The sequence below is a fragment of the Halorubrum sp. T3 genome (assembly GCF_000296615.1).
GTDB lineage: Archaea > Halobacteriota > Halobacteria > Halobacteriales > Haloferacaceae > Halorubrum > Halorubrum ruber.
Genome location: NZ_JH815330.1, coordinates 558,168 through 576,601 on the forward strand (window position 1 = coordinate 558,168; position 18,434 = coordinate 576,601).

At 70.6% G+C, this 18,434-nt stretch carries 21 protein-coding genes; 11 read left to right on the forward strand and 10 right to left on the reverse strand.

What is annotated here, in order from left to right; translation table 11 throughout:
• Positions 1–36 precede the first annotated feature (36 nt).
• Positions 37–660 (forward strand): adenylate kinase, encoded by a 624-nt coding sequence (locus tag B378_RS0111830; protein ID WP_017343993.1) that lies wholly within the window; start codon positions 37–39, stop codon positions 658–660.
• Positions 661–761: 101 nt separating this feature from the next.
• Entirely contained in the window at positions 762–1,670 is a 909-nt protein-coding gene (locus B378_RS0111835) for a DUF106 domain-containing protein (RefSeq protein ID WP_017343994.1), read from the forward strand.
• A gap of 34 nt (positions 1,671–1,704) precedes the next feature.
• On the opposite strand, the gene B378_RS0111840 is transcribed toward B378_RS0111835, so the two are convergent.
• The 3 genes from B378_RS0111840 to B378_RS0111850 all read right to left on the reverse strand — a co-directional run bounded on the left by B378_RS0111840 (position 1,705) and on the right by B378_RS0111850 (position 5,786).
• Positions 1,705–2,994: a DHH family phosphoesterase gene (locus B378_RS0111840; RefSeq protein WP_017343995.1), complete on the reverse strand. Its 1,290-nt coding sequence runs from the start codon at positions 2,992–2,994 to the stop codon at positions 1,705–1,707.
• A gap of 91 nt (positions 2,995–3,085) precedes the next feature.
• The gene (locus B378_RS0111845; protein WP_017343996.1) at positions 3,086–3,550 is read right to left on the reverse strand and encodes a universal stress protein; all 465 of its coding nucleotides are present in this window, start codon (positions 3,548–3,550) and stop codon (positions 3,086–3,088) included.
• A gap of 598 nt (positions 3,551–4,148) precedes the next feature.
• Positions 4,149–5,786: a heme-binding protein gene (locus B378_RS0111850; protein WP_017343997.1), complete on the reverse strand. Its 1,638-nt coding sequence runs from the start codon at positions 5,784–5,786 to the stop codon at positions 4,149–4,151.
• 160 nt (positions 5,787–5,946) lie between these two features.
• On the opposite strand from B378_RS0111850, the gene B378_RS0111855 reads away from it, so the two are divergent.
• From B378_RS0111855 to B378_RS0111865, 3 genes are all read left to right on the forward strand, one after another.
• Complete coding sequence (locus B378_RS0111855) at positions 5,947–6,972, forward strand: ABC transporter ATP-binding protein (RefSeq protein WP_017343998.1); 1,026 nt, start codon at positions 5,947–5,949, stop codon at positions 6,970–6,972.
• Positions 6,969–7,808 (forward strand): ABC transporter permease subunit, encoded by an 840-nt coding sequence (locus B378_RS0111860; RefSeq protein ID WP_017343999.1) that lies wholly within the window; start codon positions 6,969–6,971, stop codon positions 7,806–7,808. Before B378_RS0111855 ends, B378_RS0111860 begins: the two co-directional genes overlap by 4 nt.
• 105 nt (positions 7,809–7,913) lie before the next feature.
• Complete coding sequence (locus B378_RS0111865) at positions 7,914–8,570, forward strand: PadR family transcriptional regulator (protein WP_017344000.1); 657 nt, start codon at positions 7,914–7,916, stop codon at positions 8,568–8,570.
• A 34-nt stretch (positions 8,571–8,604) separates the two neighbouring features.
• Here the strand turns inward: B378_RS0111865 and B378_RS0111870 are convergent, their stop codons facing one another.
• Entirely contained in the window at positions 8,605–9,453 is an 849-nt protein-coding gene (locus B378_RS0111870) for an SDR family oxidoreductase (RefSeq protein ID WP_017344001.1), read from the reverse strand.
• A 115-nt stretch (positions 9,454–9,568) separates the two neighbouring features.
• On the opposite strand from B378_RS0111870, the gene B378_RS0111875 reads away from it, so the two are divergent.
• The 4 genes from B378_RS0111875 to B378_RS0111890 all read left to right on the forward strand — a co-directional run bounded on the left by B378_RS0111875 (position 9,569) and on the right by B378_RS0111890 (position 12,668).
• Positions 9,569–9,790 (forward strand): hypothetical protein, encoded by a 222-nt coding sequence (locus B378_RS0111875; protein WP_017344002.1) that lies wholly within the window; start codon positions 9,569–9,571, stop codon positions 9,788–9,790.
• Between the two features lie 264 nt (positions 9,791–10,054).
• A complete protein-coding gene (locus tag B378_RS0111880; RefSeq protein WP_017344003.1) occupies positions 10,055–11,083 on the forward strand; it encodes an ABC transporter substrate-binding protein in 1,029 nt (342 codons plus the stop codon).
• Positions 11,083–11,886: an ABC transporter permease gene (locus tag B378_RS0111885; RefSeq protein ID WP_017344004.1), complete on the forward strand. Its 804-nt coding sequence runs from the start codon at positions 11,083–11,085 to the stop codon at positions 11,884–11,886. The genes B378_RS0111880 and B378_RS0111885 overlap by 1 nt, the downstream gene beginning before the upstream one ends.
• Positions 11,874–12,668 (forward strand): ABC transporter ATP-binding protein, encoded by a 795-nt coding sequence (locus tag B378_RS0111890; RefSeq protein WP_017344005.1) that lies wholly within the window; start codon positions 11,874–11,876, stop codon positions 12,666–12,668. Before B378_RS0111885 ends, B378_RS0111890 begins: the two co-directional genes overlap by 13 nt.
• A 9-nt stretch (positions 12,669–12,677) precedes the next feature.
• Here B378_RS0111890 and B378_RS0111895 read toward each other — a convergent pair whose 3' ends face one another.
• The 4 genes from B378_RS0111895 to B378_RS0111910 form a co-directional block, all read right to left on the reverse strand.
• The gene (locus tag B378_RS0111895) at positions 12,678–12,860 is read right to left on the reverse strand and encodes a hypothetical protein (protein ID WP_017344006.1); all 183 of its coding nucleotides are present in this window, start codon (positions 12,858–12,860) and stop codon (positions 12,678–12,680) included.
• A gap of 71 nt (positions 12,861–12,931) precedes the next feature.
• Positions 12,932–13,159, reverse strand: a complete 228-nt coding sequence (locus tag B378_RS0111900; RefSeq protein ID WP_017344007.1) for a hypothetical protein — start codon at positions 13,157–13,159, stop codon at positions 12,932–12,934.
• A 128-nt stretch (positions 13,160–13,287) separates the two neighbouring features.
• Complete coding sequence (gene deoC, locus B378_RS0111905) at positions 13,288–13,926, reverse strand: deoxyribose-phosphate aldolase (protein WP_017344008.1); 639 nt, start codon at positions 13,924–13,926, stop codon at positions 13,288–13,290.
• A gap of 182 nt (positions 13,927–14,108) precedes the next feature.
• Positions 14,109–14,471 (reverse strand): Hsp20/alpha crystallin family protein, encoded by a 363-nt coding sequence (locus B378_RS0111910; RefSeq protein WP_026046275.1) that lies wholly within the window; start codon positions 14,469–14,471, stop codon positions 14,109–14,111.
• A gap of 238 nt (positions 14,472–14,709) precedes the next feature.
• Between B378_RS0111910 and B378_RS0111915 the strand changes: the two genes are divergently transcribed.
• On the forward strand, positions 14,710–16,050 hold the full coding sequence (locus tag B378_RS0111915) for an aminotransferase class III-fold pyridoxal phosphate-dependent enzyme (RefSeq protein WP_017344010.1): 1,341 nt from the start codon (positions 14,710–14,712) through the stop codon (positions 16,048–16,050).
• An 18-nt stretch (positions 16,051–16,068) separates the two neighbouring features.
• Here the strand turns inward: B378_RS0111915 and B378_RS0111920 are convergent, their stop codons facing one another.
• Complete coding sequence (locus B378_RS0111920; RefSeq protein ID WP_017344011.1) at positions 16,069–16,719, reverse strand: non-canonical purine NTP pyrophosphatase; 651 nt, start codon at positions 16,717–16,719, stop codon at positions 16,069–16,071.
• Positions 16,720–16,827: 108 nt separating this feature from the next.
• Here B378_RS0111920 and B378_RS0111925 point away from each other — a divergent pair, with 108 nt between their 5' ends.
• The gene (locus B378_RS0111925) at positions 16,828–17,241 is read left to right on the forward strand and encodes an SHOCT domain-containing protein (protein WP_017344012.1); all 414 of its coding nucleotides are present in this window, start codon (positions 16,828–16,830) and stop codon (positions 17,239–17,241) included.
• A 22-nt stretch (positions 17,242–17,263) separates the two neighbouring features.
• Here B378_RS0111925 and B378_RS0111930 read toward each other — a convergent pair whose 3' ends face one another.
• Entirely contained in the window at positions 17,264–18,355 is a 1,092-nt protein-coding gene (locus B378_RS0111930) for a zinc-dependent metalloprotease (protein WP_017344013.1), read from the reverse strand.
• Between the last annotated feature and the right edge of the window lie 79 nt (positions 18,356–18,434).

Below are 18,434 nucleotides of genomic sequence, written 5' to 3' on the forward strand. Positions count from 1 at the left end.
TTCAAGCCTTTAGGGGCGGCCCGCGACCGCTCCGGTATGAGCCATCGAATCCTGCTGTTGGGGGCGCCCGGCGCCGGAAAGGGGACGCAGAGCGCGAAGCTGGCCGACGAGTACGGCGTCGAGCACGTCACGACCGGCGACGCGCTCCGCGCGAACAAGGAGATGGAGACGGAGTACGGCACGCCCAAGTCGTTCATGGACGCGGGCGAGCTCGTTCCCGACCCGGTCGTCAACGAGATCGTCGAGGCCGCGCTCGACGACGCCGACGGGTTCGTCCTCGACGGCTACCCGCGCAACGTCGAGCAGGCGGAGTACCTCTCGGAGATTACGGATCTCGACGCCGTCATCCTGCTCGACGTCGACGAGGAGGTGCTCGTCGACCGGCTCACCGGCCGCCGCGTCTGCGACGACTGCGGTGCGAACTACCACGTCGACTTCCAGCCGCCCGAGGAGCCGGGCGTCTGCGACGAGTGCGGCGGCGAGCTGATCCAGCGCGAGGACGACACCGAGGAGACCGCCCGCGAGCGCCTCGAGGTCTTCTACGAGAACACCGAGCCCGTGATCGACCACTTCCGCGACGAGGGCGTCCTCGTCGAGGTCGACGGCGAGGCGACCCCGGACGAGGTCTTCGCCCGGATCCGCGACGTCGTCGAGAACTGACGCGATCGAGAGCCGGCCCCCGTCCGTCGCGCGGTGACGGGCCGGACGCGCGGCCGACGATCCTACAAGGTTCTTAACCGTCGACTGCTAACCGACCGCTAATGAGCAAAGTCGAACGGCGAGTCCGCTCGCTGGTCCGCGAGGACGGCGAGATGCGGGACGCCATTCAAGTCGTCCTCGACAACGCCAGCGGCGGCGAGGTGCGTTGGGTCGACGTTCGCGACGAAATCTCGAGCGGGCAGTGGGGCCGGCTCATCGAGAAGGAGATCCTCATCGACGGCGAGGAGGGGTTCGCCTTAGCCGACCGCGAGGGGATCGAGGCCGGCTTGGAAGATGACGACGACTCCGGCGGGAGCGACGTCGAGACGCCCGAGACGACCACCTGGTCGAAGTGGGACAAGCTCGCCGGGGTGGCGACGCTCGGCGCGTTCGTCGGGTACGCGGTCCCCCCGGTCCGGAACGCGATCGCCGGCGCCATCGACGTCGTTCTCGGCCCCCTCCTGAACGTGGTCCCGTTCTACGTCGTGATCATGGTCATCGCGCTCGGCACGGGGCTGTACTCGACGCTGCTGCGCGCCGGGCTCATGGACATGGAGAAGATGGGCGCGTACCAGGACCGGATGAAAGACATTCAGGAGCGTCGGAAGGAGGCGGAGAAGCGCGACGACGACGAGGCGCTCGACGAGATCCAAGAAGAGCAGATGGAGGCGATGGGCGACCAGCTCGGCATGTTCAAAGAGCAGTTCCGCCCGATGGTGTGGATCATGTTCCTCACCATCCCCGCGTTCCTCTGGATGTTCTGGGTGATCGGCTACCGCGGGTCGGACGCCGCGTATCCGGCCGTCGCCGCCCAAGAGCTCGTCGTGCCGCTCGCCGGCACCGTCACCTGGGACACGGGGATCGTCGGCCCGATCCAGATGTGGATCCTCTGGTACTTCCTCTGCTCGATGGCGTTCACGCAGCTGGTCCAGAAGAGCCTCAACATCGAGATGTCGCCGTCTTCGTCGTAGGCGACGAGCGAACCCTCTCGGTTCCTCGCGGTCCCTACTCGTCGGCGTCGCCCGCGTCGTCGCCGTCGCTCTCCTCGGCCGCGCTCTCCTCGGCCGCGCTCTCCTCGGCCGAGACCTCCTCGGCGACCGCTTCGAACGCCGCGAGGATGACGCGCTTGCACGCCTGCCCCTCGGTGCTCCAGTGGTGGGCGTAGTCGAGCATGTCGTCGTAGATGTCGGGCTTGCAGCCCGCCGCCTGCGGGTGGCCGCCGCCGTTCACCCGTCCGGCGACCTCGTGGGCGTGGCGGAAGTCGTCCGAGCCGCGGATGGAGGCGGACCCCGCGGGCTTGACGATCACGGCGGCGTCGGCGCCCGCCTCGCGGAGCCGCTCTGCGACCTCGTTCTGCGAGCAGCGGCCGTAGGTGACCGCGACGCGCCAGTCGCCGACCTCGTGGGTGACCGCGCGGTCGACGGCGAGGTCGATCCTGGCCTCCTTCTCGACGCGGCGATCCTCGACGAACGACCGCACCGTCTCGGGGAGGTCGACGCCGTACGCGCCGATCGCGGCCGCGTACTCCTCGGCGCCGGCCCAGTAGGAGTAGTCGGCGAGGTCGTCGGAGCGCGGGTCCTCCTTGAGCCAGAGGTCGTGGTCGCGCGTGACTTCCGCGAGCTCGGTCCAGCGGTCGTCGAACGCGTACTCCAGCGACCGGAGCGTCACGTCGGCGGTGCACTCCTCGTCGGAGTCGCCGACGACGAGGTCGACGCCCGCCTCGCGGACCGCGGCGGCGGTCGCGTCGTCCCACTGGTGGTGGTCGAACCAGCGGATCGAGTCGGTCGACGTCGCGAGCGATTCCAGCGGCTCCGCGATCCACTCGTAGTCGTCGGGGCAGAGGTCGCAGACGAACAGGTCGATGTCGTCGTCGGCGTACGCCTCGACGCGTTCGAGCGCGGTGTCGATCGAGTACGGGCCCGCCGAGAGCAGCCCGACCGGCGACTCGGCGTGGGCGTCGGCGAGGGGGTCGTCGTCGGACTCCTCGCTCTCTGCGTCGTCGGTCTCCGCGCCGCCCGACTCCTCGTCGTCGTCCGCCAGCCGCGCCGCGATGGCGTCCTCGAAGGGTTCGACGTCGAGCGCGGCGTCGTACGCCTCCCGGATCATCGCCGCGCAGGCGAGGCCGTCGGCGTCGCCGTCGGCGATCACGACCGCCTCGCTCCCCTCGATCGTCTCCTTCGCTCGCCGCTCCGCGCGCTCGTCATCCAGCGAGTCGGGGTAGAAAAAGCCCTTCCCCGGCAGCTTCGTGTACCGCGAGCGGGGGGCGTCCCCCGTCTCGATGAGGTCGTCGTCCATACCGTCGAGGCGGGCGGCAGCCGGAAAACTCCGCCGCTCTCGGGGCGGTCGCGCGGCGTCGCGTTCGGCGGCCGCCGACCTCCGCGACCGCTCAGATCGTCGTCCGCCGCGGGTCCTCGTCGGTCAGCTGTCGCACGGTCAACACGGGGACCGGGCAGGTACGCACGACGCGCTCGGCGACGGAGCCGATGAGGAAGCGGTTCTCGCCGTGCCGGCCGCGGGTGCCCATCGCGACGAGGTCGGCGTCGACCGACCGGGCGTACGTGTCGATCTCCGAGGCCGGGCGGCCCTCGCGGACCTCGATCGTCACGTCGAGGTCGCCGTCGCGGTCGTGCGCGGCGTCCGCGACGCGGTCGAGCGCGTCGCGTCCCTCGTCGTCGAGCGCGTCGCGGAGGTCCTCGCGGACCCGGTCCGGCGACGACTCGACCTCGCCGGCGTCGACGACGTACACCGCGTGGACCTCGGCGTCGAACCGCGCCGCCACGTCGACCGCGACCGAGACGGCCCGCCGCACGCTGTCGGAGCCGTCGGTCGCGACCACGATGGTGTCGAACATGGCCGTCCGTTCGCCGCAACGGCACCTAAAACCCGGCGGTCGGGGGAGGGGAGACGGTGCGAAGCGGCGCGAGTGCGACGAGGTTTCTATTTATAAATGACTGGACAGGGCGGTGGCGCGTGCCTGCGAGTGGCCGCCGAAGGCGGCCGCGAGGAGCACGCGCGAGGGAGTCAGTCGCCCGAAGCGGAGCGAGGGCGACTGACGAGGCTGGGGAGGTGTGAGGCGCTGTGCGGTTGCGGTGGTGGGCGGTGCGGGGCGGGACTCAAAGGGGCAGCCGGCGAGGCGGGCGCAGGCGACGTAAGCACTGAAAGGAGCGAGCAACGCGAGCGACTGAAGCGCGCAGCGAGCGTGCGCCCGCCTCGCCGGCTGGGGCTTTGGCTGTGTCCGCTGCGGCGGCAGCGATTTATAAGCGAGCAGTCGGTGATTTGGCGGTGTCCACCGTTGATCCATAGTCGACTATTTATAAACGAGCGGCTGGGGATTTGGAGGCGTTCGCCGCCGATCTATTATCGATTATTTATAAGCAAGCGGCTGGGGATTTGGAGGAATTCTCTGCCGACCCGCCGTATTTATAAAAGACTGCGCGCGTCCAGTCCCGTTACGCTAAGAAGACGTGTCGCGGGCGGTCGGCGAGCACGTCGCGGCCCCACTGGACGGTCTCGGAGAACTCGTCGGAGCGGAAGAACGCCATCGCGTCCTCCTTCGCGTTCCACTGGCTGGCGATGAACATGTCGTTCTCGTCTTCGACGTTCACCATCAGGTCGGTCTCGACGTGGCCGTCCATCTCCCCCAGCAGCTCGCCGACGTCGTCGAACGTCTCGACGAACTCCGTCTGGTAGTCGGGCTTGACGGTGTAGAACATCCCCATCGTGCCGAAGCCGGACTCCTCGCCGGCGCGGGCGACGATGTCGGGCAGCTCCGAGAGGAAGCCGGCCGCGGTCTCGGCCGCCGACGCGGTGTCCCAGATGGAGACGACCGCGGCGCGGTCGGTGTGGCGCCCCTCGTACACCGCGGTCTTCACGTGGGTGCCGTAGTGGTCGAAGTTGCCGCGGAGCCCATCGACCTCGTCGAACAGCTCGTCGACGTCGGCCTCGCTGTACAGCACCGTGGCGTACACGTCCTCGCCGTGGGGCTTCCCGGCGTAGATGTCGAGGTCGGCGAGCTCGCCGCGGATGTCCTCGTCTGTGGTCTCGTCGTCTCCGCCGCCGTGGCCGCTCTCGTCGCCGTGCCCATCGCCCTCGCCGTGGGGATGGTCGCCCTCGCCGCCGCCCCCGTCCTCGCCGTGCGGGTGGTCGCCGTGCGCGGAGCCGCCGCCAGCGCCCGAGTGGTCGTGGCCCTCGCCGCGACCGTGCGCGTCGTCGCCGTGGCCGCCGCCCTCGCCGTGATGACCGCCCTCGTCGCCGTGGCCGCCCTCACCGTGCGGGTGGCCGGCGCCCTCGTCTTCGGGGGCGCGTCCGGTCGGGACCGTCTCGCCCGCGAGGAAGGCGTCGAGGTCGCTCGGCGGGAACCGGCGGCCGACGTAGAAGTCGCCGAACTCGCCGTACCGCGAGGAGGCGGGGTCGAACCGCATCTCGTAGACGATGTCCTTGATGTCCGTCGGGTCCGCGCCGAACAGCGTGACCCCCCACTCGTGCTCGTCGAAGCCGACCGAGGAGGCGATCACCTGCTTGATCTTGCCGGCGTACTCCTTGCCGACCTCGCCGTGGCCGGCCATCAGCTCGGCGCGCTCCTCGAACTCGAGGTCGTACCAGTTGTGCTCCTCGCCGCGGCGCTTGCTCATCGGGTAGAAGCTGACGTACTCCTCGTCGGGGATGTCGGGCTTCAGCTTCCCCTCGATGTAGCGGCGGAGCCCCTCGTCGACGGCGTCGGCGCCCTCCTCGAAGTAGTCGTCGGAGACGTACCCGGACACCTCGGTGACGGAGACGTAGGAGGTCTCACGCTCGGTGAACTTCGCGAGCGCGGTGTCCTCGAACCGGCGCTCGATCGAAGACAGGTCGTCGAGCGACGGCCGGAAGTGGAGGAACATGAGGTCGGCCTTGTGCCCGAGCACGGAGAACAGCGCGGACTCGCCGTCGTCGGCGTCGGCGACCAGCTCGCGGTGTTTCAGGAAGGCCTCGCCCTCCTCGATCGCTCGTCGTCGCTCTGACTCGGGCGCCTCGCGCCACGCGTCCCAGTCGATCGAGCGGAAGTCGTGCAGCGAGAACCACCCTTCGGCGGTCTGTGGAGCCTCGACCATACTTCGGGTTCGGGCCGCGCGACTTAGGGGTTTGCGGGTCGTCCCGCGGGCCGGAAACGGAACCACGGTCGCGGGGTCCCGCGCACCGGAAACGGAACCACGACCGAGACGCCGGCGGCGCCCGCATAGCGTTTTATGTCAGACTGACGTTGCGGGTCGTATGCCCGCTGAAACGCACCCCTCCGACGACCCGACCGCGTCGATCGACGACAGACCGGTCGCCGTTCAAACGACCGGCCTGACGAAACGCTACGGCGACGACGTGCTCGCCGTCGACGACCTCGACCTGACCGTGTACGCCGGCGAGATATTCGGCTTCCTCGGGCCGAACGGCGCCGGGAAGTCGACGACGATCGACGTGATCATGGACTACGTCCGCCCGTCCGCGGGGAGCGCGACCGTCCTCGGCCGCGACGCGCAGGCCGAGACGCGCGCGGTCCACGAGCGGGTCGGCATCCTCCCGGACGGGTACGGGCTCTACGAGCGCCTCACCGGCCGCAAGAACTTGGAGTACGCGGTGGCGTTGAAGGACGCCGACGACGACGTCGACGACCTGCTCGACCGCGTCGGCCTCGATCGCGCGGCCGCCGACCGCGCCGTCGGCGGCTACTCGAAGGGAATGACCCAGCGGCTGGCGCTCGCGATCGCGCTCGTCGGCGATCCCGACGTGCTGATCCTCGACGAGCCCTCGTCGGGGCTCGACCCGAACGGCGTCCGCCTCGTCCGGGAGATCGCCCGCGACCACGCCGACCGAGGGAAGACGGTGTTCTTCTCCAGCCACATCCTCAGTCAGGTTGAGGCCGTCTGCGACCGCGTCGCGATCCTCGACCGGGGGCGACTCGTCGCCGTCGACACCATCGAGGGGCTCCGCGACGCGCTCGACACGGGCTCGACGGTGACGCTCACGGTCGACGCCGTCCCGGACCGACTGACCCTCGGTGAGCTCGCCGGGGTTGACGACGTCGCGATCGACGACAGGACGATCCGGGTCCGCGTCGGCGAGGCCGCCGCGAAGGTCGACGTCATCGACCGCGCCCGCGAGGACGGGGCCGCGATCCTCGACGTGGCGATCGCCGAGTCGTCGCTGGAGGACCTGTTCAGCGCGTACACCGGTGGATCGGCGCCGACCCGTGACGCTTCCGACATCGCCGCTTCCGACGCCGACGCTGCGGAGGGTGAGCGATGACCCGGCGCGTCCGGCTGACGATCGCCCGCAAGGAGTTCGGCGACGCCCTCCGCTCGCGGGTGGTCTGGGCCATCGTCGCGGTCATCGCCGCGGTGTCGTCGCTGTCGGCGGCGCTCCCGCTGCTCGTCCCCGAGGCGGACGTGGGCGCCGGTCCCGAGGCGGCTATCGGCGGCGCGTCGCAGTTCGCCGGGCTGCTCGTCCCGATCATGGCGCTGATCGCGGCGTATCTCTCGGTCGCGGGCGAGCGCGAGTCGGGGAGCCTGAAGGTGTTGCTCGGGCTCCCGCCGTCGCGCGGCGAGGTGATCGCCGGCAAGTTCCTCGGGCGTGGCGTCGCGGTCGCCGGCGGGATCGCCGCGGGCTTCGCGATCTCGGGCGCGGTCACGGCCGCCCTCTACGGTACACTCCCGGTCGCCGCGTTCCTCGCGACGACGGCGCTGACGGTGCTGCTCGCGGTCTCGTTCCTCGGGATCGCGGTCGGGATCTCGGCCGTCACGGCGACGCGGGCCCGGGCGATGACGCTCGCGATCACGGCGTACCTCGGCCTGACGCTCCTCTGGGACCTCGCTCCGAACGGCGTCCACCTGCTGGTCACCGGCCGACTCCCCGGCGCCGGCGTGCCCGCGTGGTTCCTGCTCGTTCGCGGGCTCAGCCCGACCGGCGCGTACAACGCGCTCGTCCAGCGGACGCTGCTCGGCGACGCCGGCGTGGCGGCGGCGACCGGCGCCCCCGCGCCGGCGTTCCTCAGCCCCGTCGTGTTCCTCGCGGTCATGGTCGCGTGGGCCGCGGTTCCGCTCGCCGTCGGGTACCTCGGCTTCCGGCGCGCCGACCTGAGCTGATCCGGGCAACCGTCGATATCGGCTGTCAAGCGCTCTCAGACCGGTTGTTCGGCCGTGATCGCCGTGACCGAAACCCTTTCGACGCGACCCCGAAAAGTCGGGACAATGCGGAAAAGCGGCCCGCCGAAAGGACTGATCTCGTACCTCGTGTTGGAGCTGCTCGACGAGCGTCCCCGGTACGGGTACGAGCTGCTCGGCGAGATAACCGAAATCAGCGGCGGGCACTGGGAGCCCTCCTACGGCTCCGTCTACCCGATCCTCTACAAGTTCGAGGAGGAGGGCGTCGCCGAGCGCGTCGAGCGCGACGACGAGCCCGACCGCAAGTACTTCGCGCTCACCGACGCGGGCCGCGAGGAGCTGGCCGAGAAGCGCCGCGAGATCGGCGGCGAGGCGAGGGAGTTCGGCGACGTCGTCCTCGGCTTCTATCACCTGTACGCCGCGCTCGCGACCGACGGCCGCTTCGAGGTCGACGACGCGGACGCCGACTGGGGGTTCTCGGAGCGGTACAGCGCGTGGATCGTCGAGCAGATGATCCGCCACCACGAGCGCGACTTCGGCGAGTTCGAGCGCATCGACGCCTCGCCCGAGGAGTTCTACGCGGAGGCGGACGGCTCGGAGGCTGCCGACGCGGACGACTCGGAGGCTGCCGACGCGGACGGCTCGGAGGCCGCCGACGCGGACGGCTCGGAAGCCGCCGACGCGGAGGGGTCCGAGGGAGCGCCCGGTGCCGAGGGGTCCTCGTCTGGCGCCGCCGACGACTGACGCGCGACGCGGTCCCCGCGCCGGAACGGGCTCGTCACCGGCGGAGCAGCCGCCACAGGAGCCCGCCGGGGAGTCCGGCGCGCACGAGTCGGTCGTACAGCCGGTCGGGGAGGACGCGCGCGAGTCGCGGCAGCCACCGCGCCCGACGGCTCACCCGGTAACGCGTTTCTGGCCGCTCCGCCGTCACCGCGGTCACCACGCGCTCGACGACCGTTTCGACGTCGGTGGCGGCCGGCGAGTACCCCTCGAACTCACGGTAGGCGTCGGCGTAGGGGCTCTCGTCGCTCGCGTCCTCGCCGCCCTCCCCCGCGCCGCTCGCGTCCTCGCCGTCCGCACTCACGACCGCCGCCGCGGCCCGCTCGTTGAACCCGGTCGGGACCGGTCCGGGCTCGACCAGCGCGACGTCGACCCCGCGGGGGGCGACCTCGCGACGGAGCGCGTCGACGTAGCCGTCGAGACCCGCCTTCGCGGCGCTGTACGCGCCGTGGTACGGTAGCGCGACCGACCCGACCATCGACCCGACGACGACGACCCGGCCGCCGCGCTCGCGCAGCGCCGGGAGTGCCGCGGAGACCGTCACGTGGACCGCGGTCAGGTTCGTCTCCACCTGTCGCCGGAACGCCTCCGCCGAGGTGTCCTCGACCGCCCCGATCTCGTAGCCCCCGATACAGGAGACGACCGCGTCGAGGGGGCGGTCCGCGAGCAGGTCGCGGACGGCCGCCTCGTCGCGGAGGTCGATCGCGGCGGTCTCGACCGCGTCGGGCAGATCGGCGAGCCCCGCCGCGTCGCGGTCGACCCCGAGGACGTCGTGACCGGCGGCCGCGAGCGAGCCCGCGACGCCCCCACCGATCCCGCCCGCCGCCCCCGTCACGAGAACGTACATGGCCGGGCGTTCGCGACGGAGTCAATAGACGGTGGCGGTTCGGCGGGTCGGCGCGATACCGACGACTGACGACGCGCCCGAAGGCATATACCCGCCACGGGCGATTGTCGGCGTAATGTCCACCGACGAGCCGTCCGTCCCGATCGTGTGCGACGAGTGCGAGACGGAGACCCGCGTGCCGCTCGACGACCTCGCGGACGCGCTCGAGAAACACAACGCCCAGAAGCACGACGGCGAGTCCGTCGCCGAGGTCGACCCGGCGATCAAAGACCGGCTCGCCGACCTCGTCGCCGAGGATCTCGGACTGTTCGACGAGGATGCGACCGAGCGGCCGTGAGACCGTACGCCGTCTGATTCGCGCGAGCGGGTCGCCGCCGACAGACTCCCGCGTGCGCCCCGCGAGACCGCGAACGAGCGCTCCCGACGGGGGACCACACCAGCAACATTTGCGTCGTTCGATGACGAGCTCTGCTCCGGAATATCGCTTGAAACCCGTTTTCAATCCCGAGCGGCTCCGAATTTCGAATTCGTCGGCGTCACCGGAACGCGCTTCCGTTGCTGGTGACGCGAGGGTGTTGCCCGCGGAGCCGCTTTCGTGCGTATGTACGAACCAACGCGGACAGCGTCGCGGCGGTCGTTCCTCGCGGCCGCGGGCGGAACCGCGACGGTCGGCCTCGCCGGCTGTCTCGGCGGCGGCGGTGGCGGCGGACTCGACGAGCTAACGGTCGCGCACATGCCGATCTACCCGGACCTTCAGTGGTACGTGATGGAGGGCGAGGGGTACTTCTCGGAGATAGACGCCGAGGTCACCGGACAGGAGTTCGGCAACGGCCCGGACATCGTTCAGGCGCTCGGCGGCGGCGACATCGACATTGCGATGTTCGGGATCGTTCCCGCGATGATCGCCATCGACCGCGGCATCTCGGCGCAGGTGACCGCCGCGAACATCGAGGAGCCGATGGGTATCATGGCCGAGGAGTCGTTCCACGAGACGTTCGAGGCCGAGGGCGCCGACGCGTTCGCGACGTGGGAGGAAGAGCAGGGTGAGCCGTTCACCTTCGGCACGTTCCCGCAGGGGAGCGTCCCCGACGTTCTCCTGCGCTACTGGCTCCGCGACGTCGGCGTCGACCCCGCCGAGAACGACGCGGTGGAGATCATCGAGATCAGCGGCGCGAGCTCGGTCTGGCAGGCGATCGCCAACGACGAGATCGACGGCACCTCGATCATGGAGCCGGTACCGACGATCGCGCAGGCGGAGGGCTCGTCGGTGACGATGCTCCGGACTGCGGCCGAGGTCCTCCCCGGCCAGCCCGCCGCGGTCACCCTGATGAGCGACGCGGTGCGCGACTCGCCGCTCGCGGCGCAGTTCCTCGAAGAGCACGTCCGCGCGACCGAGTTCATCGGCGAGAACCCGGACGCGACCGCCGCGCACGTCAACGAGGGGATCGGGATGCCGACCGACCGCGCACGGGATGCGCTCGACTCGCCGCTGTCGAACTTCATCACCGACCCCAACGAGATCACCGAGGCGACGCAGGTGTTCTCGGAGTTCGCGGCCGGGAACGGCCAGATCGACGAGCAGCTGTCGAACGACCAGATATTCGATCTGGAGGTGTACGACACCCTCTGATGGCGACCGAAACCGCATCGCCCGTCGGGGAGGGCGACGCGTTCGCGGGCGTCGAGCTCGGCGACGGCCGCCGGCTGCTTCGCGGGGCCGTCGGGATCGCGGCGTTCCTCCTCGTCTGGCACGCCGTCTCGCTGACGCAGGATCCGTTCGTCCTTCCCTCGCCGGTCGCGGTCGCGGGGGCGTTCGCGAGCGAACTCGCCTCGGGCGACATGACGGCGGCGTTGTTCCAGAGCGTCCAGCACTGGATTCCGGGCACGCTCGCCGGAACGGGGCTCGGCGTGGCCGCCGGCGTCGCGTTCGGCTGGAGCCGACTGCTCGACGACCTGACGGCGCCGCTCGTCAGAACGCTGCGCCCGGTGCCGCCGCTCGCGCTCATCGGCTTCGCGATCGCGTGGTTCGGGATCAACGACTGGGGCGCCGCCTTCATCATCGCGGTCGGCGCGTTCTGGATCAACTTCTACGCGGCGTACGGCGCCGTCGAGGGCGTGAGCGAGGACCTCCTCGACGTGGGCCGGACGCTCGGCGTCCGCGGCGACCTCGACGCGGTCCGGTCGATCGTGCTGCCGGCGTCGATGCCGGGGATTCTCACCGGGATCCGGACGGGACTGGGACGGTGTTGGATGCTCGTCGTCGCCTCGGAGATCTTCGGCGTCCCCGGGGTCGGCCGCGAGATCATCCGCGCCAGCAACAACCTCCGCGTCGACCGGGCGATCGCGTACATCCTCGTGTTGAGCCTGATGTACCTGCTCGTCGACGTGGCGTTCCGCGCGGTCGAACGGAGGGCGTTAGCGTGGCGGGCGTGAACGGCGGCTCCTCCCTCACTCCCGCGGAGGCCAGCGTCGCGCTCGACGGGGTCGGCAAGACGTACCCCGGCGACGGCGACGGCGGCTCGGTGCGCGCGCTCGACGACGTTTCCTTCTCGGTCGCGGACGGGGAGTTCGTCTGTCTCGTCGGGCCGTCGGGCTGCGGCAAGACGACGCTGTTCCGGATCGCGGCCGGGCTCACCGACGCGACGGACGGCCGCGTCTTGCTCGACGGCACCGAGGTCACCGGCCCCACGACCGACATGGGCGTGGTGTTTCAGGAGTACCACCTGTTCCCGTGGCTGACCGTCGCGGGGAACGTCGGGTTCGGCCTCGAACGGAGCGACCGCTCGCCCGCCGAGCAGGAGGCGCGCGTCGACGAGATGCTCGATCTCGTCGGGCTGACGGAGTTCCGCGACGCCTACCCGAAGTCGCTGTCCGGCGGGATGAAACAGCGCGTCGCCATCGCGCGGTCGCTCGCCGTCGATCCGAGCCTCCTGCTGCTGGACGAGCCGTTCGGCGCGGTCGACGCTCAGACCCGCGAGATGCTCCAGCGGGAGCTGCTCGACGTGTGGGCCTCGACGGGGAAAACCGTCCTCTTCGTCACGCACGACGTCGCGGAGGCGGTGACGCTCGCGGACCGGATCGTCGTGATGGCCGCCGACCCGGGACGCGTCCGCGAGATAGTCGACGTCGACGTCGAGCGCCCGCGCGAGCGCGGCGACGCCGCGTTCGCGGAGTACGTGGGTCGCGTCCGGGAGCTGATCGGGGCCGGGCCGTAGTCGATCGGGTTACGCTTCGTGGTCTCCGCCGTCCCCGCTGTCCTCGACGCTCTCTGACAGCTCGTCGACGTGGGTGCGGAGCGTCGCCAGCGTCGCGTCCGCGTCGGCGTACCCCTCGTCGTAGTCGTCGAGCGCGGCCGCCGCTCGGTCCAGGAACCGTTCCACCGCCTCGTCGGTCGGCTCGTCGGTCATGCGAAACCGTCCGCCCGCGAGCGGTTTATGTCTCCCGGCGGCGCGGTCGAACGCCGGCGACGCGTGCCCGGCTACTGTCGCCGGCGGAGCGCGTACGCCGTGTAGCCGACGGCGACGACGAGCGCGGCGGAGAGGAGGGTGCCGAAGACCGCGGGCGATGCGGTGACGTAGTCGCCGAACGGGTCGGTCAGCGCGAACACGCCCACGACGAGCGCGAGCGAGATGGCGATGCCGACCGCGCCGAACGCCTTGAACGCCGCGTCGAGGTCGAAGCCGGGCGATCCGGATTGGTGGCTCATACTCCTCGATAGGCGTTCCGCGTATAAATCCACCCGACGGAATTCTCAGAGCCGTGGAACGGCAGGGCGCGGGAACTCCCCGGGAACGGCGGCGGGGACTCGTTCCGAGAGAACGGCGACCGGCGCACTCACTCCGGGAATCCCTCGACGATCTCGACGCCGGAGGAGGCGCCGATCCGGACCGCGCCCGCGTCGAGCATCTCCGTCGCCTCCTCGTAGGACCCCACGCCGCCGGAAGCCTTCACGGGGAGGTACTCGCTCATCAGTTCGACGTCCGAGACCGTCGCGCCGCCGTCGGCGAAGCCGGTCGAGGTCTTCACCATGTCGGCGTCGGCGGCGACGGCGGCCTCGCAGGCGCGCCGCTTCTCGGCGTCGTCGAGCAGGGCGGTCTCGATGATCACCTTCACCGGGACCGGCACGGCCGCGACGACGTCCGCGATCTCGTCGGCGACCGCGCCGTCGTCCCCCGCCTTCAGCCGGCCGACGTTGATCACGAGGTCGATCTCGTCGGCGCCAGCCTCCCACGCCGCGACCGCCTCGTCGCGCTTGACATCGGGGGCGTGCTGGCCGTGCGGGAACCCGACCACGGTCGCGATCGCCTCGGGCTCGGCCTCGTACGCGACCGCCTCGGGGAGGTAACAGGGCGGGATACAGGCGTTCATCCCGTGAGCGGCGGCCTCGTCGAGAACGGCCCGCACGTCGGCCGGGGTCGTCTCAGGGCCGAGAACGGTGTGGTCGATGCTGGCGGCGAACTCCTCGCGGTTCATGCTCCGTTCGTGGCGGCGGAGTACAAAAGGCGTGCGGGGTCGTGGCGCGCGGATCCGACCGGATCGACGTCGAAAAGACGGGCTCTCGCGGTCGAAAGCGGAAGCGTACGGCCGAAAAACGCGGGGTGAGAGCGGGGGTCGACCGGCGCGCGGCCGGTCGGTCGCGGCGGACGGCGCCGCGGTCAGCTCTCGATCTCGATCTCCGTGCCGCTGACGGCGTTCTCGACGGTCACGGGGAGCCGGACCGTCAGGATGCCGTTCTGGTATTCGGCCGTGATGCCGTCCTCGTCGATCGCCTTTGGGAAGCGGAACCGCCGGTGGTACGTCCGACGAGTCCCGCGGTTCTCGTCCTCGTGTTCCCCGGCCACGTTGAGCACGCCGTCGTTCCACGAGGCGGTGATCTCCTCGGGATCGAACCCGGGGAGCTCGACCGAGAGGACGAACTCGCCGTCCTCCTCGTACAGTTCGTAGTCGTTGCTACCGGATTCGAGCAGTCGGCTCGGGAAGTCGAGTCCCTGCGTCCACGTGTTCGCCGGTTCGAGCATGGGCATTGCTGACCACCTCGAACTCGGTCGGTAGTATGGCGGCGGTTCTATAAAAATCCAACGAATTCTGGGAGGAATTAACAGGCACACTGCGAGCCGCGGACCGTTCGCGACGAAGCGGTCTCGACGAATCTCCCACGGTGAACGCGGTGAATCAGCGCGGCGATTCCGGTTGGAGATTTCTCCAACGTTCGCGCTGCCGCCCCGGATTTATTTCACCTGCGTGCCAGTAGCACCCATGGATCGCGACACCGCAACGCCCGCCGTCGCCGACCTCCCCGGCGAGCGCGCTCGCGAGTGGGTCGACTACCACCACGAGTCGGCCGCGCCGAGCACCTACGTTTACGAGTTCGTCTGGGACCGCACCGCGCCCGCAGAGGGCCCGTTCTGCACCGACGTCGACGGCAACGTCCTCATGGACTTCACCAGCCACGTCGCCGCCGCGCCGCTCGGGTACAACAACCCCCTCATAATGGACCGACTCGAAGAGTTCGACCTCGTCGACCCGCTGAAGATCGCCGGGCAGGACTTCTACGCCGCTGGCGGCCCCTCTCCCGGGGACGGACTCCCCGGCTCGTCGGGGCTTATGGACCGCCTGACGGACCTGACGAGCCACTACGACATGGACACCGTCTTCCTCTCGAACTCCGGGGCGGAGGCGGTCGAGAACGCCATCAAGATCGCCTACGACGCCTCCGACGGCGCGAAGTACGCGATCACCTTCGACGGGGCGTTCCACGGCCGGACGCTGGGCGCGCTCTCGCTCAACCGCTCGAAGTCCGTCTACCGTCGCGACTTTCCGGAGATCAGCGGCGTGACTGAGGTGCCGTTCTGCGAGGACCGCACCTGCTCGCCCGAGACCTGCTCGTGCGGTTTCTTCGCGGACGGCGTCTCGCGGCTCCGGAAGAAGCTCGATCCGGAGCGCGGGAACGTCCACCCCGACGACGTGGCCTACCTCATCATGGAACCGATCCAGGGCGAGGGGGGCTACCGGTTCCCCTCGGAGGCGTTCACCGACGAGATCGCGGCGCTCGCCGAGGAACACGACATTACGGTGATCGCCGACGAGATCCAGACCGGCGTCGGGCGCACCGGCGAGATGTGGGGCTCCGACCACTACGCGTACGACCCCGACGTGATCGCGAGCGGGAAGGGGCTCCGCGTGGGCGCGACCGTCTCGCGGAGCGACGTGTTCCCCGAGGAGACCGGCCGGCTCTCCTCGACGTGGGGCGCCGGCGACCTGATCGCCTCGGCGCAGGGCGCGCTCACGCTCGACGCCATCGAGGAGGCGGACCTCACCGACAACGCCGTCGTCCGCGGCCGACAGTTCAAAGAGACGATGCGCGACGCCGACCTCGACCCCGTCGAGGACGTCCGCGGAAAGGGCCTGTTGCTCGCCGTCGAGTTCGACACGAAGGAGCGCCGGGACGCGGTCGTCGACGAGGCGTTCTCGCGCGGCCTCCTCACGCTCGCGTGCGGTCACAAGGTCCTCCGAATTCTCCCGCCGCTCGACGTCACCGAACGCGAAATCGACCTCGGCGCCGACCTACTCACGGACGCGATCGAAGCGGCGGCGTAGGCCCGCTATCGTCGCTCGCTACCGGTCCGCGTACCACTCCGCGAACTTCTCTAAGGCGCGGCCGCGGTGTGACACCGCGTTCTTCCGGTCGGTGTCCATCTCCGCGAACGTCTCGCCGTCGTGTTCGAAGATCGGGTCGTAGCCGAACCCGCCGTCGCCCCGCGGCGCGACGATCCGGCCCGGGACGTACCCCTCGAACAGCTTGACCGGGAGCGGGTCGGCGCCGGCGTCGCCGCTACCGCCGTCACCTTCGCCCTCGTCCGGACCCGCCGCCGCGGCCGCGTCGCGGTCGCCCCGGTCGACCGGATCGGGGCTCGCGGCGAACCCCTCGCCGTCGCAGTAGCCGAGCACGCACCGGAAGGCTGCGCGGCGGTCGTCGAGGTCGGCGGCGATCTCGTGGACGCGCTCGACCCCGAGGGTGTCTTCGACGTACGAGGAGTAGGGTCCCGGGAAGCCGTCAAGCCCCTCGACGAACAGCCCCGCGTCGTCGACGAGGACCGGACCGTCCGCGTGGCGGTACGCCTCGCGGGCCCCGCGAGCCGCGATCGGGCCGAGCTCGTCGGCCTGGACCTCCGCGTAGTCGAAGTCGAGCCGCTCCACCGAGCCGTCCGGGAGGTACCGCTCCGCCTCGCGCACCTTCCCCGGGTTTGTCGTCACGTACCTGAGCACGGATCGCCGTGGGCGCGCGCCCGACGAATAGGCGTCGGTCGCGGGCGACGGTGAAAATCCGCCCGACCCGGCAGTACGCTTTTGTCGACGCGACGGAATCCGTGGCGTATGTCCCTCCCCACGTTCGAGAAGAAGCGACTCATCGGGCTCATCGCTGTTCTTTCGTTCGGCCTCACCTCCCTCTTCGCGGTCATCGTCCCGGGCCCGCTGGAGGCGCTGATCCCGGCGACGTTCATCGCCGGATTCTTCCTCCTGATTCCGCTCGTGGCGGTGCTCGGCGAGGACTTCCCGCTCGTCGCGGCAGACGATCCCGACGCCGACGCGTCGACTGAGAGCGCGACGACCGCCGAACGACCGGTCGCGGAACTGCGCGAGCGCTACGCGAGCGGCGAAATAGACGAGGCGGAGTTCGAGCAGCGGCTCGACCGCCTGCTGGCGACCGAGGACCTCGACGAGCGGTTCGACCGGATCGACGCCGACCGCGGCGGGAGAAGTCGGGAGCGCGACCTCGAACTGGAGTGAATCGGCGCGCGTCGGTTCCGCCTCAGGGGTCGACGCGGACGAGCCATGCCTCGGGGTCGTCGATCTCTCCGGCGGTCGGGAGGTTCTCGGCGCGCTCCCAGACGGCGCCCGCGGCCTCGATGCCGCGCGCGTCGGCGACGTGCCGGAAGAAGGCGGCGCCGCGCTCGTACTGCCGCCGCTTGAGCCCGAGGCCGAGCAGGCGCTGCGCGAGCCGGCGCACGGGGCCGCCCCCGCCGCGGCGCTCGTCGAGCTTCCGTCGGAGGTCCGCGTACTCGCCGTCGAACGCGCGGTCCATCAGCACCTCGGCGTACCCCTCCACCGCGGTCATCGCAGCCTGGAGCTCTGCGAATGCGTCGGGATCGAGCCCGCGCCCGGTCATCCCCTCGACGCCGCCCGCGCCGCCGACCATCCCCTCGACGCCGCGCTCGACGCGCGATTCGAGGTACTCCGGCAGCCACGGCGCCGCGCCGAACTCCGCGGCGTGGGTCACCTCGTGGAACGCGATCCACCGGCGGAACCGGGGGTAGTCGACGTCGAGCGCGGCCGCGACCGCGACGATGTTCGGGTGGACGAAGTAGAGCCCGTGCTCGGCGTCCGGCTCGTCGGCGAGGAGCAGCGGGTCGTACTGGCCGAGGACGTTGCGCGCGAGGAAGCCCAGCGCGAACGCCATCGACCCCGTGTTGGCGACCCGCGAGAGGTCCTGCGCGAAGGCTGCGCCGGGTGCGGGTCCGACCGGTCCGGGCGCGCTGTCCGGCATCACGTCGAGCGAGTCGGTTCCGGGATCCCCGACCGCTCCGGCCTCCTCGCCGTCGCCGGCCGCGGCCGCCTCGATCGGGTCCATCACGCGCCGGAAGGTCCCCACGCTCGCGTCGATCCAGTGGTGGCGGTTCTGCACCTCGACGGTGTCGGGAACGTCGAACTCGATCCCGGCCACCTCGGCCAGCCGCGAGCGCGCGTCGCGGACGTCGGCGGCGTACCCCGCGCGCTCCGCGTCGGAGAGCGCGATCGATCCGGGGGCCGTGGCGTCCTTCGCGGCCGCCGCGGCCCGGTCCCAGTCGACGACGCCCGGCCCCTCGGCCTCGGCGACGGTCCGGACGCTTCGGAGGATGTCCATACGGATCCGACGGGCGGCCGCCCCAAAGCGCTTGCGTCGACCGCTCTCCAAGCCTGCGGGCTCGCCGAGAGTCCCGGCG

Bases quoted from the DNA above. Each gene is read 5' to 3' on its own strand.
- B378_RS0111830 (WP_017343993.1), top strand. From the start codon at position 37: ATGAGCCATCGAATCCTGCTGTTGGGGGCGCCCGGCGCCGGAAAGGGG.
- B378_RS0111835 (WP_017343994.1), top strand. From the start codon at position 762: ATGAGCAAAGTCGAACGGCGAGTCCGCTCGCTGGTCCGCGAGGACGGC.
- B378_RS0111840 (WP_017343995.1), bottom strand. From the start codon at position 2,994: ATGGACGACGACCTCATCGAGACGGGGGACGCCCCCCGCTCGCGGTAC.
- B378_RS0111845 (WP_017343996.1), bottom strand. From the start codon at position 3,550: ATGTTCGACACCATCGTGGTCGCGACCGACGGCTCCGACAGCGTGCGG.
- B378_RS0111850 (WP_017343997.1), bottom strand. From the start codon at position 5,786: ATGGTCGAGGCTCCACAGACCGCCGAAGGGTGGTTCTCGCTGCACGAC.
- B378_RS0111855 (WP_017343998.1), top strand. From the start codon at position 5,947: ATGCCCGCTGAAACGCACCCCTCCGACGACCCGACCGCGTCGATCGAC.
- B378_RS0111860 (WP_017343999.1), top strand. From the start codon at position 6,969: ATGACCCGGCGCGTCCGGCTGACGATCGCCCGCAAGGAGTTCGGCGAC.
- B378_RS0111865 (WP_017344000.1), top strand. From the start codon at position 7,914: ATGCGGAAAAGCGGCCCGCCGAAAGGACTGATCTCGTACCTCGTGTTG.
- B378_RS0111870 (WP_017344001.1), bottom strand. From the start codon at position 9,453: ATGTACGTTCTCGTGACGGGGGCGGCGGGCGGGATCGGTGGGGGCGTC.
- B378_RS0111875 (WP_017344002.1), top strand. From the start codon at position 9,569: ATGTCCACCGACGAGCCGTCCGTCCCGATCGTGTGCGACGAGTGCGAG.
- B378_RS0111880 (WP_017344003.1), top strand. From the start codon at position 10,055: ATGTACGAACCAACGCGGACAGCGTCGCGGCGGTCGTTCCTCGCGGCC.
- B378_RS0111885 (WP_017344004.1), top strand. From the start codon at position 11,083: ATGGCGACCGAAACCGCATCGCCCGTCGGGGAGGGCGACGCGTTCGCG.
- B378_RS0111895 (WP_017344006.1), bottom strand. From the start codon at position 12,860: ATGACCGACGAGCCGACCGACGAGGCGGTGGAACGGTTCCTGGACCGA.
- B378_RS0111900 (WP_017344007.1), bottom strand. From the start codon at position 13,159: ATGAGCCACCAATCCGGATCGCCCGGCTTCGACCTCGACGCGGCGTTC.
- deoC (WP_017344008.1), bottom strand. From the start codon at position 13,926: ATGAACCGCGAGGAGTTCGCCGCCAGCATCGACCACACCGTTCTCGGC.
- B378_RS0111910 (WP_026046275.1), bottom strand. From the start codon at position 14,471: ATGCTCGAACCGGCGAACACGTGGACGCAGGGACTCGACTTCCCGAGC.
- B378_RS0111915 (WP_017344010.1), top strand. From the start codon at position 14,710: ATGGATCGCGACACCGCAACGCCCGCCGTCGCCGACCTCCCCGGCGAG.
- B378_RS0111925 (WP_017344012.1), top strand. From the start codon at position 16,828: ATGTCCCTCCCCACGTTCGAGAAGAAGCGACTCATCGGGCTCATCGCT.
- B378_RS0111930 (WP_017344013.1), bottom strand. From the start codon at position 18,355: ATGGACATCCTCCGAAGCGTCCGGACCGTCGCCGAGGCCGAGGGGCCG.